Raw genomic sequence first — 15,635 nt, 5'->3', positions numbered from 1 at the left:
CGACGATACGGCCGCCGGGAGACCCGGCCGCAGGTGCCGTTCGGCACGGGCGCGGGTGGCCGAGGGTGCCGAACGGCATCTGGTCCGCGCCGTCGCCGCGCCGCGACGCTGAACACATGAAATCCTTCACTCCTGCCTCGCGCGCCCATGCGACGGCGCTGTGGGCGCTCGGCTATGGCGGGCTCGGCGCGGCGTGGGCGCTCGGGCTGCCCGGCTACCCGTGGGGCGCCTCCGATCCCGACCCCGACGGGGCGCTGTCCCTCCTGGCCGGGACGACACCCCGGTTCGGGTGGTGGATCGCCGCGTTCGCCCTGCTCACCGCGGTGACGGCGGTGGCTCTCACTCGCCGGGGCGATCGGCGGGCGCCGCTGCTCCTGGCCTGGCCGATCGCCGCGATCCTGGTCCTGGTGATCCCCGACTCGCGCCTGATGATGGGCGTCGCGTACACGCCGCTGCTGCTGGTCGCCCCCGTCTTCGGCTGGAGCCTGGGCGGCGCCACCTTCGCCGACGCCTGGCCGTGGCCGGTGCTCAACCAGCTCGTCTGCGTGCTCGGCGGGCTGCTGCTGGCCGCCGCGGCGCTCGCGTACGGCCGTGACCGAGGGCGGGCGCGCTGGTTCACGCCCGAGCGGGGGCGCACGGCGGTGTACGTGGCCGTGGCCGTGCCTCTCGTGTACTGCGCCACCCGGTGGGCGTGGGCGCTGGGCATCCCGCTCGGCGTGAGCCCGGAGTTCCTGGCCGAGGGCGAGGACGGGCTGTGGCTGGCGGGAGCCTACCTGGCGACGTTCGGCGCGCTCGGCGGCGTGCTCACACTCGGGCTGACCCAGCGCTGGGGGGAGATCTTCCCCAGATGGATCCCCGGGCTGCGCGGCAGGCGGGTGCCGCCCCTGCTGGCGGTCATCCCCGCCGGATTCGTCTCGATCATCGTGACCGTGGCGGGGCTGTCCTACGTCCGGTGGACGGTCGCGGGCCGGTTCGCGCTGGAGGAGTGGGGCGCCTGGCTGCCGGAGTGCTTCTGGCCGGTCTGGGGCGCCGCCCTGGCCACCGCCACCGTCTCCTACCACCTGCGGCGGCGCGACGGCACGCGGCTCAGGACGGGCGAGCCGGCGGCGTAGGCGTCGCCCAGGGCAGGAGTTCGGGGCGTTTGGCGGTGCGGCCGTCGCCGGAGGACCTGCCGCGCAGGCGGCGGCCGATCCACGGGCCCGCGAACGTGGCCAGCCAGCGCGCCTCCGCCGCCGCGACCCGCAACGGGCCCGGCGCGGGCAGGGCGGGCAGGGGCTGCATCCAGGCGTCGTCGCTGCCGGGCAGCCCCAGCGTGTGGGCCATGGCTGCGGCGATGCGGGCGTGGCCGGCCGGGCTGGCGTGCAGGCGGTCGACGCACCACATGCGGGCGTCCGTGACGAACTCCAGCGGGAACGTGTCGACCACCGCGACCCCGTGCCGGGCGGCGGCCTCGCGGATGCGGGCGTTGAGGTCGAGCACGCGGGGCCGGAACCGCCTGGCCATCGGCGCGATCTTGCCGATGTCGGGGAAGGTCACGGTGACCACGTGCGCGCCCGCCCCGGTGAGCGCGGCGAACATCGCCTCCAGGTCGGCCACCACCCGGCCGGCCTCGAAGCCGGGCCGGATGAGGTCGTTCATGCCCGCCATGACCGTGGCCAGGTCGGGGCGGAGCGCCAGCGCGACGGGTAGCTGCTCGGCGCGGATCTGCCCGGCCAGCCGGCCCCGGACGGCGAGGTTGGCGTAGTGGAGCCCGGGTTCGGCGGCGGCCAGGTGCTCGGCGAGGCGGTCGGCCCAGCCCCGGTGGCCGTTGACGTCGTCACCGTCGCCCAGGCCCTCGGTCTGGCTGTCGCCGAGCGCGACGTAGCGCGTGTAGGTGGTCATGGCGTCTCCACTCGTGCGGCCAGGGTCAGCGCGGTGTCGCGGCACCAGTCGCGCATCTCGCGTTCGAAACGGCAGCCGGCCAGGCCGGACAGGTAGGGGCCGATGTGCTCGCCCTCGCGCAGGAACGTCTCCTCGTCCAGGTCGCCGCGCAGGCCGGCCAGGAGCTGCTCGAAGATCTCCAGCTTGGCCACGGCCTCCCGCTCCCGCTCGCGGAGCTGCTCGATCAGCGGGGCCCGGTCGAGCAGGTCCGCGGCGTGCACCTTGACGACCAGCTCGTCGCGGAGCAGCAGGGGCTTGGCCGGCCGGGCGGCGAAGGCGGCCAGCTCGGCGAGCCCGGCCTCGGTGACCTTGAAGACGCGCTTGTTGGGGCGGCCGGTCTGGACGACCTCACGGCCGGTGACCAGGCCGTCGGCCTCCAGCTTGGCCAGCTCGGCGTAGAGCTGCTGCGGGGCGGCGTACCAGAAGTTGGAGACGCCGATGTCGAAGATCTTGGTGAGCTGGTAGCCGCTGTATTCGCCGTCGAGCAGCGCCGCCAGCACCGCGTGTCGGAGCGCCACGGCTCAGCCGTACTCATGAAGGCGACTAGTCATGGATATGACTATAGCCCGAGCGCGGCCCGGGAGCGGGCGATCTGCTCGCGGGCGCGGGCCGACCAGATCAGCTCGCGGTGCGCGCTCAGCACGGTGTGGCAGGTGGTGAAGTGGGCCAGCGCGGCCCGCTCGTCCCCTTGGCGGCGGCGCACGTCGCCCAGCGTGTAGGCGGTCAGCGCCTCCCCCAGCTCGTCACCGGCGCGGGCGCACATCTCGGCGCACTCGGCGAGCATGCGCTCGGCGCGACCGAAGTGCCCCAGCGCGCCCTCGGCCTCGGCCAGCCGGCGCAGCGCGATCCGCTCGCCGTTGTTCCAGCGCAGCTCACGGCTGAGGTCGAGGCTCGCCCGGTAGTGGCCGACGGCCTCCTCGGTCCGGCCCGTCTCGTGGCAGGCGACGCCCAGCGAGCGCAGGAACCTGGCGCGGTGGACGGCGCTCTCCCCGGCGGCCAGGCCCAGCGCCCGGCGGGAGGTGGCGGCGGCCTCGTCGTAGCGGCCCAGGTAGAGCTGCACCACGGCGACCTCGGTCCACGCGGTCAGCAGCCCGTTCGCGTCGCCGAGCGCGCGGAACCGGCCCGCCGCCCGGACGGCGGTGTCCAGCGCTGCCTCCAGGTCGTCGACCAGCGAGGCGGCGACGCCCAGCAGCGCGTAGGCGGCCGAGTGCTGGTCCCCCGCCCGCTCGCTGCGCGCCAGCAGCCCGCGGAACTCCGCACCCACGGCATGGGCGCGCCCCCGGTCCATCTCGGCGTCGGCGCGCACCAGCCGCAGGCGCGTCTCGGCCGCGTCGTCGCCCGCCGCCCCGGCCGCCTCGACGGCAGCGTCCAGCATCGTCACGGCGTCCTCGTGGAAGCCGCGTACGACGAGGAAGGGTGCCAGGGCGTGGGCGAGGCCGGCCGCGGCGGACGCCAGCCCGGCGCGGGCGGCGGCGGCGACCAGCGCGACGAGCAGGCCGCGCTCCGCTGCCAGCCAGGCGCCGTCATCGGGCGAGGGCGGCGTGCGCGCCGGGGCGCCGGGCGGCGGCGGGGCGGGGGCGAGCGGCAGCTCACGCGCGGCGGCGGTGACCCGGGCGCACGCCTCGGCGGTGAGCCGGGCCAGCGCCGCCGCCCGGCCGTCCTCGCTCTCCTCGGCCGCGAAGAGCTCGGCGGCGAAGCTCCACAGCAGGTCGTGCATGCGGTAGCGGGTCTGCTTCGCGGCGTCGACGTCGCTCGCGCTGATCAGCCCGGCGGCGGCGAGCTCCTCCAAGGAGTCGTCGACCTCGCGCACGCCGGCCCCGGCCAGCGCGGCGACCGCCCAGGCCGCCACGCTGTCGGCCGCCACCGCGCCGAGCAGCCGGAACGCCAGCCTGGCCGGCGGCGACAGCGACGCGTAGCTCGTCGCGAACGTGGCGCGCACGTCGAGCTGCCCCGCGTGCAGCTCGTTCAGCCGCGCCGACGTGTCCGCGAGCCGCCTGGCGAGCTCGGCCGGCGGCCACGCGGGACGGGTCACGAGACGCGCCCCGGCGATGCGCAGCGCGAGCGGCAGCCGCCCGCACGCGCGCAGGATCGCCTCCGCCGACTCCGGGTCGGCGGCGAGCCGGTCGGCGCCCACCACCCGGGCGAGCAGGTCGCGGGCGTCGGCGGGCGGCGGCACGTCCAGGACGAGCGCGAACGTGCCCGGCACCGTCGGCAGCGGCCCGCGCGACGTGACGACGACCCCCGACCCGGGCGTCCCCGGGAGCAGCGGCTCCACCTGCGTCTCGTCGCCCGCGTCGTCGAGCAGCACCAGGACGGCCCGGTCGGCGAGCCTGGCCCGGTACATCGCCGCCTGCTCCTCGGTCGCGGCGGGCAGGATGCCGGGGTCCACGCCGAGCGCCCGCAGCAGCTCGGCGAGCAGGTCGGCCGGGTCGCGGGGGTTCGGCGACGCGCCGCCCAGCCGGACGAACAGCTGCCCGTCGGGATAGCGATCGCGCAGCAGGTGGGCGACGTGCACGGCCAGCGTGCTCTTGCCGACGCCCGGCGGGCCGGACACGGTCACGATCGCCGGCGCCGCGCCGCCGGTGTCACTCAGCGCGGCGATCATCTCGCCCGTCTCGGACTCGCGGCCGACGAACCCGGCGAGGTCGGCCGGCAGCAGGCAGATGCCCGCCCACGCGGGCTCCCGCTCCGGCGCGGCCGGCTCCACCGGCACCACCGCCGGCCCTGGCGGCTCGACGGGGGCGTCGTTCAGGATGGCCGCGTGCGCGTCGCGTAACTCCTGCCCCGGCTCCACGCCCAGCTCGGCGACCAGCACCGACCTGGCCCTGCGGTACGCCTCCAGCGCCTCGGCGCGCCGGCCCGACCGATGCAGCGCCAGCATGAGCCGGTGCCACAGCCGCTCGTTGAGCGGGGCCGTCTCCACCAGCGGGGTCAGCTCGCCGACCAGCTCGTCGTGCAGGCCGAGCCGCAGCCGCACGTCGATCCAGCCGAGCCTGGCGCTCTCCCGCCGCTCCTCCAGCTCGGCGATGCGGGCGCTCACCTCGCCGCTCAGCGGCACGTCCTCGGCCGGCCGGCCGCGCCACAGCGGCAGCGCCCTGGCGAACAGGCGGTGGGCCTCGGCCAGGTCGCCGCGCGCCGACTCCAGCCGGGCCCGCCGTACGTCCTCGTCGAAGGCGAGCAGGTCGAGCCGGTCGGTGCGCAGGCACAGCCGGTAGCCCTGCTCCTGCGTCTCCACGTCGATCGCGGCCTTGCGCAGGACGGAGACGTAGTTCTGCAGGTTGGCCAGGGCGGAGCGGGGCGGCTCGTCCCAGACGGAGGCGATCAGCCGGTCGCTGGAGACGACGGTGTTCGGGTGGAGCAGGAACACGCTGAGCACCGCGCGGGGCTTGCCCACGAGTCGCACCGGTCTTCCCGCTTCGGCGACCCGGACGGGACCGAGGATCGCGAAGTCCACTTCCGCCTCCCGAGCACGATCAGCGAAACCCCGACGGGGGGACCTGCTATGGCGACGCTATGGGCATCCTATGGGCCCGAAGAGGAGCTTGATCGAGGACATCCGGAAGGAGGTGCACCCATGAAGATCGAGGTTCGCAAGGTCGAGGCCGTCAAGGCCACGCAGTTCGTGACCTGAGGCACCGCCTCTCAGCGGACCGGGGGGCGGCGCGCCCGTCCCCCGGTCCTCCACAGCCGACGAGATCCCCACGAGCGTCCGGAGCGGCGATGCGAGTGATGTTGAAGGAATGCGCCTGGGAGCGCCTCGGCGACGAGCTCATCGTGGTCCACGACCCGCGCGAGGCGTTCACGCTGGCCGACCCGGAGGGCCGGATCACGGCGCTCCTGGACGAGCTCGGCCGCGGGCCGGCGACCGCGGAGGAGCTGGCCGCCGCGCTGGCGGCGCGGGACGTGGCCGTCACGGCCGAGGAGGTCCGCGACGGGCTGGCCGGTCTCGACTCCCTCGGCCTGGTCGAGGACGCCGCCGGGCGCTGGCTGGGCGACCCGGGCGCGGACGAGCGCCACTTCTCCAATCTGACCTTCTTCGGCGCCTTCGCCCGGCTGGGCACGTCGCGGGCGGAGTTCGTCCGGCGGCTGCGCGAGGCGCACGTCCTGGTGCTCGGCGCCGGGGGCGGCGGCTCCTCGCTCGTGCAGTGCCTGGCCGGGCTGGGCGTCGGCGCGCTGACGCTGGTGGACCGCGACGACATCGCGCCGCGCAACTTCGCCCGCCAGTTCCTGTACCGCCACGCCGACATCGGCCGGTCGAAGGTGGAGCGCGCGGCCGAATGGGTGCGCGAGTACGACCCCGGCATCGAGGTGCGGGCGGTGGACCGGTGGATCTCCGGGCCCGAGGACCTGAAGGACCTGACCGAGGGCGTGCACGTGATGGCCGGCGGCCTGGACGGCGCCCCGGACGCCAACCTGTGGGTGAACGAGGCGGCGCTGCGCGCGGGCGTGCCGCTGGTCGCGGGCGGGATGACGCGCACGCAGCTCATCTACTTCTCCGTCGACCCGGGCCGCAGCGCCTGCCTGCGCTGCGACGAGTCGGACCTGCCGGGGCCGGAGGAGCGCACCTCCGCCGGGGTGGCCCACCGGCTCACCCGGGGGCTCCAGCTCGCCAACGGGCTCACCGGGCCGATGGCGATGCAGGTCGGGTCGCTGGTCGCGTACGAGGTGATGCGTTATCTGACGGGGGTCGAGCCGCCGCGCGCGGCGGGGGCGCGGGTGGTCCTCGACCTGCGTGACGGGCTTGTCCCGGTCCGGGTGCCGTTCCCGCGCGATCCGGACTGTCCGGCGTGCGCGCTGGCGCGGCGGTGAGGCGTGGACGTCAGGCTGCGCCCGCTGACGCTGGTCGAGGAGGGTGACGAGGTCCTGGTCGGCGACCCCGGAACCGGCACGTTCGTGACGATGCCCGCCGTGGGCGGGGTGGTGATCGCGGCGTTGCAGCGCGGCGCGAGCGCGGAGGAGGCCGGGGCCGAGGCGGAGGCGTTCGCCGGGGAGCCGGTCGACATGCCGGCGTTCGTGGCGACGCTCGCCGAGCTCGGCTTCGTCGACGACCGGCCGGGCGAGGAGCGCGAGGCCGTGCGCACCGCGCCCATCCAGACGCGGCGCTGGCTCGCCGGGGTGAGCAGCCAGGCGGCGCGGCCGTTCTTCGGCCCGGTGGCCTGGACCCTCTACGGCCTGCTGGCGCTGGGCTGCGTGGCCGTTTTCGTGGCCAGGCCGTCGCTGCTGCCGAGCCCGGCACAGGACGCGTTCCTGCTGGACGACGTGGGGCTGAGCGCGCTGCTGCTGATGCCGTTCGTCATGGTCTCGACCGCGCTGCACGAGTGCGGGCACTGGCTGGCCGCGCGGGCGATCGGCGTCCGCTCCCGCTTCGGCGTGGACCGGCGGCTCATGCTGCTGGTCTTCGAGACCGACCTCACCCAGGTGTGGACGGTGCCGCGCCGTCAGCGTTACGGGCCGCTGCTCGGCGGGCTGGCGGTGGACGTCGTCCTGCTCAGCGTGCTGCTGGGCGCCCGCCTGCTGATCCACGAGGGGGTGTGGGCGGCGCCCCCGGCGGTGGACGCGACGCTCGCCGTGTGGGTGTTCCTGAAGCTGGCGGGCATGCTGTGGCAGTGCATGATCTTCCTGCGGACCGATCTGTACGCGGTGCTGGTCAACGCGCTCGGCTGCCGTGACCTGTGGCGGGTCAAGACGCTGCTGCTGCGGCGCGTGTTCGGCCGCCTGACCCCGGCGCAGGCCGCCGAGCTGGTCCGGGCCGCGCCCGCCGACGTGCGGGCGGGGCGGTGGTTCCGGTGGGTGTGGCTGGCCGGGCTCGCCGGGGTGCTGGCCTGGTTCGCCGTGTTCGTGCTGCCGGTCGTGGTGGCCGTGCTGGTGTGGGCGGCCGGCGGGCTGGCCGCCGGGCCGCTCAGCCTCCGGTTCTGGTACGCGCTGCTGTGCGCGGCGCTGCTGCTCGGCCCGACGGCGCTCGCCGTCGCCCTGGCCGTCAGGGAGCGGCTGACGGTCAGAGCCGGTACGTCCGGGTGATCGCGACGATGCCGCCGTCCTCCCTGGTGGCGGGGATCAGCCCCGGCGGCCGGGGCGCGAACCCGGGCACCGACGACAGCCCGTCCGTCTCGGAGATCGCCGTCAGCCGGAACCCGGCCTCCGCGCCCGGCACGCGCAGCGTGATCTCCGCGCCGCTCTCGGGCAGGCCGCGGAAGCGGACCTCGCCGGGCCAGGTCTTCGCCCGCGTCCCGGTCACGGGCACGGTGACCGGCCGCGCCCCGGCGACCCCAGCGCCTGCCTCGGTGATCGGCCGCTCGGTGCGGAGCGTGATCGAGCGCGCCCCCTTCCCGGCGACGACCTTCAGCCGGTACGTGTCGCCGTCACGCGAGAGCACGGTGACCCTCGGCCCTCGGGCGTCGACGGCCGGGGCGCGGCCCGTCCACAGCTCGCCCCTGGCGTAGCCGGGCGGCAGGAAGGCGGTGTCGCGGCCCGACACGTACCGCCTGGTCCAGGCCGGCGGGTCGAGGTCCCCGCTCACCCAGCCGGCGACCCGGGTCTCGGCGTCCATCACGTACGCCAGATGGGTGCGGCGCGGGTTGGCCGCGTCGAAGTCGTCGACGGCGAGCCCGCCCGCGACCAGCGCCACCGCCAGCCCGGCGGCCACGGCGGGCACGCCCGCCGCCACCGGCCGGCCCAGCCGGGCCCCGGGCTCCGGCAGCCACAGCTCCACCAGCGGCAGCGCCGTCAGGCCGAAGAGCGCCAGCGTCACGGCGCTCACCCCGCCGAGCGCGAGCCCCATGCCATCGAACGCGGTCAGGGCGAGGGCGGGCAGCAGGGCGGCGGCCACGACCGCGCCCGCCGTGATCGCCGCGACCCGCCAGACGGCGCCGCGCAGCAGCAGCGCGCCCAGCCCGCCCAGCGCGGCGGCGAGCGCGGGCAGCGCGAACATGAACGACGCCCCCGGCGCGATCTGCGCGCACACCGCGCCCACCAGCGCGGGCCAGGCCAGCGCGCCGATCGCCAGCGCGGCGGGCCCGACCCTGCGCCGCAGCGCCAGGTACCAGCCCAGCACGGCCAGCGCGACCAGCGCGGCGACGGCCGCGCGGAACGCCTCCGGCCGGTGCAGCAGCCCGCCCATCCCGTAGTAGTCGGACCGCACGGCCACCAGCAACTCCCACAGCCCCTGCGCCAGGACCGCCGACAGCGCGACCGGGACGACCCCCGACAGCGCGCCGGCGGCCGTGCGCGGCAGGCTCGCCAGCCCCCTGCGCCGGGCGAGCAGCGCCAGGGCGGCCACCGCCGCGACGGCGAGCCCGGCCAGCGGCCAGACCAGCGCGTTCGGGTAGGTGATCAGGAAGCCGAAGAACCGGAAGTACGTGACGTCGTGCCCGGCCGCGAGCGCGGGCAGGTCGGCGCCGCCGAGGGCACGGGCCAGCGCCAGCATGTTCGTGCCGTGGTGCTGGAGGCTGCCCCGGTTCAGGAAGGCGAGGGAGTCGTCGGCCGTGTGATAGCGCGAGGAGTCCTGGATGTAGGCGAAGTTCATGCCGGAGAACCCGGCCTCCGTCATCGGGGTGAAGTCGGTGTTGTTCGGCAGCAACCGGTACAGCTCCACCATCATCGAGTCGCCGCGCGGGTGCGGCACCGCGTCGGCGAACGTCTCGACCAGCCCGGCGTTGTCCCGCGACGTCTCGAACATCAGCGACGGCCCGCTGACCCCGCGCGCCTCCCAGTTCAGCAGCACGCCTCCGGCGCGGCCGAGCGGGTGCTCCCTGACGAACGCCTCGGCGCCGAGCACGCCGTCCTCCTCGCCATCCGTCATCAGGAACACCAGGTCGTTGCGGAGCTCGGCGTCGCCCAGCGCGCGCACGGTCTCCAGCATCGCCGCGACGGCCGCCGCGTCGTCGGAGGCGCCCGGCCCCATCGCCGCCGAGTCGTAGTGCGCGGCGATCACCACGGTGCCGGTCGGGTCGCCGCCGGGCCGGGTGGCCACGATGTTGTGGACCTGCCCGAACGACGCCAGCCCCGTCGAGGGGTTGGCGCCCACCGCCCGCTGCACCCGCACGTCGAGCCCGGCGGCGCGCAGCTCCTTCACCAGGTAGTCCCGGGCCCGCGCACCGGCCGGGCTGCCGATCGGGCGCGGCTCGGTGGCGAAGCGCTCCAGGTGCCGCATCGCCCGCCCGGCGCTGAACTCCCCGGCCGGGGCCGAGGCGGGCAGCGGCTGCATCGTGCTGTTGGCCAGCGCGGTCAGCACGACCACGGCGACCAGCACCAGCAGGGCCGTCACCGCCGCCGGGACGCGGCGCGGGACGTCGAACAACTTCTCGGTCATGGCCGGGAACGCTACGGTCGGCGGCGGGATGTCCGGAATGATGTTTGCGGCCGTTCTCGCCTGTGGTTTTCCACAGGTCGTGGACACGAGAACCGACAGAAAGGTGTCCAGATGGGGTTCGCGGTGTTGGGCGTGCACGCGCATCCGGACGACGAGGCGATCTGGACCGGCGGGACGCTGGCCAGGTTCTCCGCCGAAGGAGCCCGGACGGCGGTCGTGACGTGCACGGGCGCGCCGGGCACGGTCCGGGCCGGTGAGCTGGAGCGGTCGCTGGAGATCCTCGGCGCGGGCGAGCCCCGGCTGCTCGGCTACGGCGACGCCCGCGACGCCGGCGCCGCGCCCGGCGCGCCGCGCTTCGTGGACGTGCCGCTCGACGAGGCCGTGGGGCGGCTGGTCGCCCACATCAGGGAGTTCCGGCCCGACGTGGTGCTCACCTATGACGGGTACGGGTCCTACGGGCATCCGGATCACGTGCACGCGCACCGGGTGACGCTGGCGGCGGTCGAGGCGGCCGGCTACGACCAGCTCTTCCCCGAGGCGGGCGAGCCGTGGCGGCCCCGGGCGCTGTACCTGGCGACGATCCCCAGGTCGGTGGTGGCGGCGCAGTGGGAGGCGGTGTTCGGCGCGCCGCCGGAGCCGGGCCACGTGCTGCCGGGCATCCCGGACGCGGACGTCTCGGTGCGGCTGGACGTGGGCCCGTGGGCCGAGCGCAAGTGGGCGGCCATGCACGCGCACGAGTCGGAGCTCAGGCGGGGCGCGTCGCTGACGATGCTCACCTCGCTCCCCGAGCAGGCCCGCGACCAGATGCTCCAGAACGAGTGGTATCGCCTGGCGAGCGGTCAGCCCGTCCTGGGGTGAGCCGCAGGGTGACGCTCTCCGACGCGCCGCCCCGGCCCGCCAGCCCGCCGAACGTGAGCACGGCCCGCGCCCCGACGGCGACCCGGGCCGGCGGCCGGTCTGCCCTGATCACCGCGCTGACCGGCCGGTCCCACGTCACGGTCAGCTCGCCGAGGTCGCGGCGCGGGTCCGACACGGTCACCGTGGCCGTGCCGTCGCCCGGCTCCCGGACCAGGACCGCGCAGGGCGCCGAGGCGGTGAGCGGCCCCGCCGTGCCCCCGGTCCAGAAGTTGACCGCGGTCAGCCCCAGCGACGGCACGTGCACGCCCTGCTGCCGGGCGGTGTTGGCGAGCACCCGCGCCCAGCCGGGATCGGCCGCCCGCGCCCGGGTCTCCTCCTCGGAGGCGTTCGGCAGGAGCTGGTAGACGTACCCGGCGCCAACCGGGTTGAGCCCGTGGTCCAGCCAGAGGACCACGTGCCCGCCGGCCCGCCGGGTGCGCGCGCCGGTCACCACGTAGCCGCCGTGCCCGTCGAGGTGCGCCCACCCGTCACCGGTGGCGAGCCGGGCGCCGGTGCGCCGGTTGTCCACGACGGTCTCGACCACCGCCCCGTCGAAGCAGGTGATCCCGGCCCCCAGGCACAGCACGGCGTCGTCCAGGAAGAACCACGACTTGAACGCGTCGAGCGTGCTCTCCAGCCCGAGCAGGTGCTGCCCGACCGTGGCGTGCACGCCGTCGGTGGCTCCGCCGACCCAGCGCGCCTGCGGGCACGGCTCGCCCCACGCCCCGCCCGCGCCGTCGGGCAGCCGCCGGGACGAGACCGTCGTGCCCGGCAGCCGGTAGGGGTCGACGCTCTGCCAGAACGTGCCCGAGTACTGGTCCCGGTGCCCCTCGCCCCACCAGTAGAGCATCCCTGAGCCGGTGTGCCAGCCGCGCCGGTTCTCGCCGTTGCCGTGCTCGTAGTGGGCGATCCGGTCCGAGGCCATGCTGAGGGCAGCGCACCAGCCGGGCCTGCGGTGCACGGCGCGGGCGCTCATCGGCAGCAGCCGGTGCCCGACCGGCTCGGCCGCCGCCGCCACCCCGCCGTCGGCCACGACCCGGCCCACGCGGGCGTCGTTCAGCAGGTAGGGGTTGCGTGCCGCCCAGCCCTTGACCACGGCCCGCCAGCGGGACCGCTCGGCGGGCCGGGCCGACTCGGCCAGCAGCAGGATCGCCGAGGCCAGTCGCAGCCCCCGGGCCTGGTCGCCGTCCGGCCCCCGGGTGATGCCGCGCCCGCTGACCAGCGGCATGCAGACGCCGTCGCGCACGAACGGCGCGAACGAGCGCTCCACGCTGTCGAACACGACCTGCCTGCCCGGGTCCGTGATCTCCCACGGCGAGCCGCGCAGCACCGCGAACAGGGTCGCCAGCCCCTCCAGCAGGACCGCCCCGTAGCCGCCCTGGTAGGGGACGGTCGTGTGCTGGATGAACGAGCCGTCCCGGTAGAACCCGTCGCCTTCGGTCACGTACCGGAAGACGGGTGACAGCGCCCGGGTGGCGAGCCGGGCCCTGGCGGGGTCGGCGGTGAGGATCGCGCGCAGCAGCGTCACCCTGCACAGGTCCACCCGGTTGGCCCCGGTGCTGGTGCCGCTGTAGTCGGCCAGGCGACTGACCGGGACGAAGTGGTCCACGGCGGCGGCGAGCGCGTCGTCCCGCAGGCCGGTGAGGAGCGCGGCGTCGAGGAGCTTGGCCGGGACGCCGATCTGCCAGTCCCACCAGTTGCCGCCGGGGTCGGCGCCCGCCGCGTAGACGTGGCGGCAGTAGTGGGCGATGCCGGTGGCGACGGCGGCGGCCGGTTCCGGGTCGCCGGTCAGGGCGTGCGCGCGGGCCAGGGCCAGCAGGCGGGCAGGGGTGGCCTTGAGCGAGGGGTAGGGCAGGCCGGGCCAGAGGTGGCCGGGGGCGGGGGCCATCGTGCGGGCGTGCGCGGCCGCCGCGCCGGGCGCGCGGCCGGACAGCCCGGCGAGCGTCACCTCGCGCCAGCGGCGGCGCAGCGCCTCGAAGGGGTCGCCCGCGGGGATCAGCGGGCCGGCGGCGGCGAGCTGGAGGAACGACCGCCTGGACAGTTCCGGCACGATCGCATTATCGGACTGATCTCCCCGCGATCGGGTAGCCGCGGGGCATGCGGGACGAGATGGGGCTGGGGGTGCGGCTGACGATCGCCTCGGTCACGGTGGCGGTCGTCATGGTCCCGTTCATGCTGCTGCTCGTGGTGGCCAGGATGCCGCTCAACGACCTCGACGAGGGGGTGGCGCGGCAACTGCACGCGTACGCGCTGGCCAACCCGGACGTGACCACCGCGCTCATCGTGTGGACGGACGCGTTCGGGCCGATGTCGTGGCGGGTGGCGGTCGCGGTGCTGGCGATCTGGCTGGTGCGGCGCGGGGCGCGGCTGCTCGCGCTGTGGGCCGTGACCACGATGGCCGTCGGCGGGCTGCTCGGCGCCCTGATCAAGGTCATCGTGGACCGGGCACGGCCCGACCTGCCCGATCCGGTGGCCCTGGCCGACGGCGACTCGTTCCCGTCGGGGCACGCGCTCAACGCCACGCTCGGCGCCGGGATCATCCTGCTGACCGTGATGCCGCTGCTCCGGCACCGGGCGGCGGCCTGGGCGCTCGCCTGGTTCCTGGTGGTGACGGTGGCGTGCACGCGGGTGGCGCTGGGCGTGCACTACGTCAGCGACGTCGTCGCGGGCGTGATGCTGGGCGTGGCCGTGATCGCCGCCACCGTGGCCGGGTTCGAGCGGTGGCGGCGATCCGGCGCGTCCCCGCCCTCGGCGGGCCGCCCGGCCGCCGATCAGTCCTCGGCGCGGCGCTCGTAACGCGCCCTGGCGAGCTCGTACGCCTTCCGCAGCAGGCCGCGCAGCGCCGTCTCGGTGCGCGGGCCCGGGTTGACCACGGCCAGCCAGCCCTGCGTGCCGTAGACGGGGTGCGCGATCACGGTGTCGGCGACGCTCGGATCGGTGGTGGCGGGCTCGCGGGGCGTGTGACCGGTCCACTCGACGAACGCGTCCTTCCCGGCGGCGACGTTCACCCGGTAGGCCCCGGGCCGGTCCAGGCGCGACGCCTCGTCGTCCGGGTAGTTCTTGGTCACGACGGTGGCGAAGGGCTGGATGTTGGCCGGGATGACGCCGTCGGGCGAGTAGTAGAAGAACGCGTCGCCCCAGGCGAGCTCCGGCATGCCGTCGCCGGGCTTCGGCGTGAGGGCCAGGACGCCCTCCAGGTCCGACACGAATGCGATGATCTCGTCTTTCTCCATGCGTTCCAGCGTTACATTGAAGTCCTTGTGGAGGCTTTCGAGCAGACGACAAGGGGATTCAGGGTGCCAGGTCTCCATTTGCGTACGGTCGACGTGGGGCGGCGGGCAGGCTACTCCGTGCAGCAGGTGCGCAACCTGGAGCGTGACGGCGTGCTGCCCCCGGCGGCACGAACGGGCACCGGCCACCGCGTCTACGGGGAGGTCCACGTGCGCTCCGCGCTGGCCTACCGGGCGCTCGCGGCGGGCGTGGGACCGGTCGAGGCCAAGAAGATCATGCGCGCCGCCCACCGCCATCCGGAGCCCGGCGTGCTCGCCCTGCTCGACGCGGCGCACGCCCGGCTCGACGCCGAACGCGCGGACCTGCGGCGGGCGCAGGCGGCCGCGCGGGCGATCTCCGGCGAGCCGATCGCTGAGGTGCGGCCGTCCGACGCGATGACCGTCTCCGAGCTGGCCGCCGCGCTCGGCGTGCGCCCGTCGACGCTGCGCCACTGGGACGCCGAGGGCCTGGTCGTCCCCGACCGCGACCAGCCGCGCGGGCCCCGCCGCTACACGCCGGACCAGGTGCGCGACGCCCGGATCGTCCACCAGCTCCGGCTGGCCGGCTACCGCATCGCCCAGCTCAGGGACCTCATGCCCGAGCTGCGGCGGGCCAGGCGCTGGGACGACGTCTCCGCCGCGCTCGCCACCCGGGAGGCCGCCGTCGAGGCCAGGTCACGGGCGCTGCTCGGCGGCGCGGCCGCGCTCTCCGCCATCCTCGACGCCCACATGCCCGAGCCGTGATCGGGGAAGCACACACAGTGTGCAGACGTTCCTGCCCTTTCCCGACTTCACCCGCACCGCCCGGGTGCTCGACCCGCTGCGCCTGGGCAAGCAGCGGGTCGAGGCGCTGCAGATCCTGCGCGCGCTCACCGTCCCCGGCTACGGCTGGCGCCACCACCCGGCGGTGAAGATGTGGGCCGGCTACGAGGAGGCCCTGGTCCGCTACGGCCTGGAGGTGTGCGGCCACTGGTGCTCCACCGGCCGCGCCGACACCTGCGCCGCCACGATGACGCGCGAGCTGGCCGACACCTGCGGCGCCCGCGACGTGCGCACCCAGCCGGAGCTGGCGCTGGCCGGCGAGCTGCCACCGTGGCTGGGCGACCCCGACCTGCACCTCAGCCACCGCTCCGCGCTGCTGCGCAAGGACCCCGGCTTCTACCGGCCGCTCTTCGGCGCCGACCCGGACGACCTCGGCTACGTGTGGCCGCCCTCCGACCGGCCGCCCGCCTGCCTGTGAC

The 15,635-nt window shown here is 75.7% G+C and carries 13 protein-coding genes; 7 read left to right on the top strand and 6 right to left on the bottom strand.

What is annotated here, in order from left to right:
• The first annotated feature begins 116 nt into the window (after nucleotides 1–116).
• Nucleotides 117–1,112: a hypothetical protein gene (locus tag ACBI99_RS35010; protein ID WP_219504164.1), complete on the top strand. Its 996-nt coding sequence runs from the start codon at nucleotides 117–119 to the stop codon at nucleotides 1,110–1,112.
• Here the strand turns inward: ACBI99_RS35010 and ACBI99_RS35005 are convergent.
• From ACBI99_RS35005 to ACBI99_RS34995, 3 genes are read right to left on the bottom strand one after another with little or no spacing between them, the layout of a single operon-like run.
• Complete coding sequence (locus tag ACBI99_RS35005) at nucleotides 1,087–1,881, bottom strand: SGNH/GDSL hydrolase family protein (protein WP_357582997.1); 795 nt, start codon at nucleotides 1,879–1,881, stop codon at nucleotides 1,087–1,089. The genes ACBI99_RS35010 and ACBI99_RS35005 overlap by 26 nt on opposite strands.
• Nucleotides 1,878–2,438 carry a PadR family transcriptional regulator gene (locus tag ACBI99_RS35000; RefSeq protein ID WP_219504167.1) on the bottom strand — a complete coding sequence of 187 codons (561 nt, stop codon included), beginning with the start codon at nucleotides 2,436–2,438 and terminating at the stop codon, nucleotides 1,878–1,880. The genes ACBI99_RS35005 and ACBI99_RS35000 overlap by 4 nt, the downstream gene beginning before the upstream one ends.
• Nucleotides 2,439–2,479: 41 nt before the next feature.
• A complete protein-coding gene (locus ACBI99_RS34995; RefSeq protein ID WP_375074407.1) occupies nucleotides 2,480–5,374 on the bottom strand; it encodes a BTAD domain-containing putative transcriptional regulator in 2,895 nt (964 codons plus the stop codon).
• Nucleotides 5,375–5,640: 266 nt separating this feature from the next.
• On the opposite strand from ACBI99_RS34995, the gene ACBI99_RS34990 reads away from it, so the two are divergent.
• Together ACBI99_RS34990 and ACBI99_RS34985 are read left to right on the top strand one after the other, a co-directional pair.
• On the top strand, nucleotides 5,641–6,729 hold the full coding sequence (locus ACBI99_RS34990; RefSeq protein ID WP_375074406.1) for a ThiF family adenylyltransferase: 1,089 nt from the start codon (nucleotides 5,641–5,643) through the stop codon (nucleotides 6,727–6,729).
• A gap of 3 nt (nucleotides 6,730–6,732) precedes the next feature.
• Complete coding sequence (locus tag ACBI99_RS34985) at nucleotides 6,733–7,938, top strand: hypothetical protein (protein ID WP_375074405.1); 1,206 nt, start codon at nucleotides 6,733–6,735, stop codon at nucleotides 7,936–7,938.
• On the opposite strand, the gene ACBI99_RS34980 is transcribed toward ACBI99_RS34985, so the two are convergent.
• A complete protein-coding gene (locus ACBI99_RS34980; protein ID WP_375074404.1) occupies nucleotides 7,916–10,228 on the bottom strand; it encodes a M20/M25/M40 family metallo-hydrolase in 2,313 nt (770 codons plus the stop codon). The two genes, ACBI99_RS34985 and ACBI99_RS34980, sit on opposite strands and share 23 nt — an antisense overlap.
• A gap of 111 nt (nucleotides 10,229–10,339) precedes the next feature.
• Here ACBI99_RS34980 and ACBI99_RS34975 point away from each other — a divergent pair, with 111 nt between their 5' ends.
• On the top strand, nucleotides 10,340–11,086 hold the full coding sequence (locus ACBI99_RS34975; RefSeq protein WP_375074403.1) for a PIG-L family deacetylase: 747 nt from the start codon (nucleotides 10,340–10,342) through the stop codon (nucleotides 11,084–11,086).
• Here the strand turns inward: ACBI99_RS34975 and ACBI99_RS34970 are convergent.
• Complete coding sequence (locus tag ACBI99_RS34970) at nucleotides 11,001–13,175, bottom strand: polysaccharide lyase 8 family protein (RefSeq protein ID WP_375074402.1); 2,175 nt, start codon at nucleotides 13,173–13,175, stop codon at nucleotides 11,001–11,003. The genes ACBI99_RS34975 and ACBI99_RS34970 overlap by 86 nt on opposite strands.
• 47 nt (nucleotides 13,176–13,222) lie before the next feature.
• On the opposite strand from ACBI99_RS34970, the gene ACBI99_RS34965 reads away from it, so the two are divergent.
• Entirely contained in the window at nucleotides 13,223–13,921 is a 699-nt protein-coding gene (locus tag ACBI99_RS34965; protein WP_364183158.1) for a phosphatase PAP2 family protein, read from the top strand.
• On the opposite strand, the gene ACBI99_RS34960 is transcribed toward ACBI99_RS34965, so the two are convergent.
• Nucleotides 13,897–14,358, bottom strand: coding sequence for a DUF6194 family protein (locus ACBI99_RS34960; RefSeq protein ID WP_375074401.1), 462 nt, complete (start codon nucleotides 14,356–14,358; stop codon nucleotides 13,897–13,899). The two genes, ACBI99_RS34965 and ACBI99_RS34960, sit on opposite strands and share 25 nt — an antisense overlap.
• A 63-nt stretch (nucleotides 14,359–14,421) precedes the next feature.
• Here ACBI99_RS34960 and ACBI99_RS34955 point away from each other — a divergent pair, with 63 nt between their 5' ends.
• Together ACBI99_RS34955 and ACBI99_RS34950 are read left to right on the top strand one after the other, a co-directional pair.
• Nucleotides 14,422–15,138, top strand: a complete 717-nt coding sequence (locus ACBI99_RS34955; protein ID WP_375074400.1) for a MerR family transcriptional regulator — start codon at nucleotides 14,422–14,424, stop codon at nucleotides 15,136–15,138.
• A gap of 19 nt (nucleotides 15,139–15,157) precedes the next feature.
• Nucleotides 15,158–15,634 (top strand): MSMEG_6728 family protein, encoded by a 477-nt coding sequence (locus ACBI99_RS34950; RefSeq protein WP_219504193.1) that lies wholly within the window; start codon nucleotides 15,158–15,160, stop codon nucleotides 15,632–15,634.
• Nucleotide 15,635: the final 1 nt, after the last annotated feature.

Source organism: Nonomuraea sp. ATR24, from assembly GCF_041950485.1.
GTDB classification, from domain to species: domain Bacteria; phylum Actinomycetota; class Actinomycetes; order Streptosporangiales; family Streptosporangiaceae; genus Nonomuraea; species Nonomuraea ceibae.
This window is presented reverse-complemented; position numbering and strand designations above follow the sequence as displayed.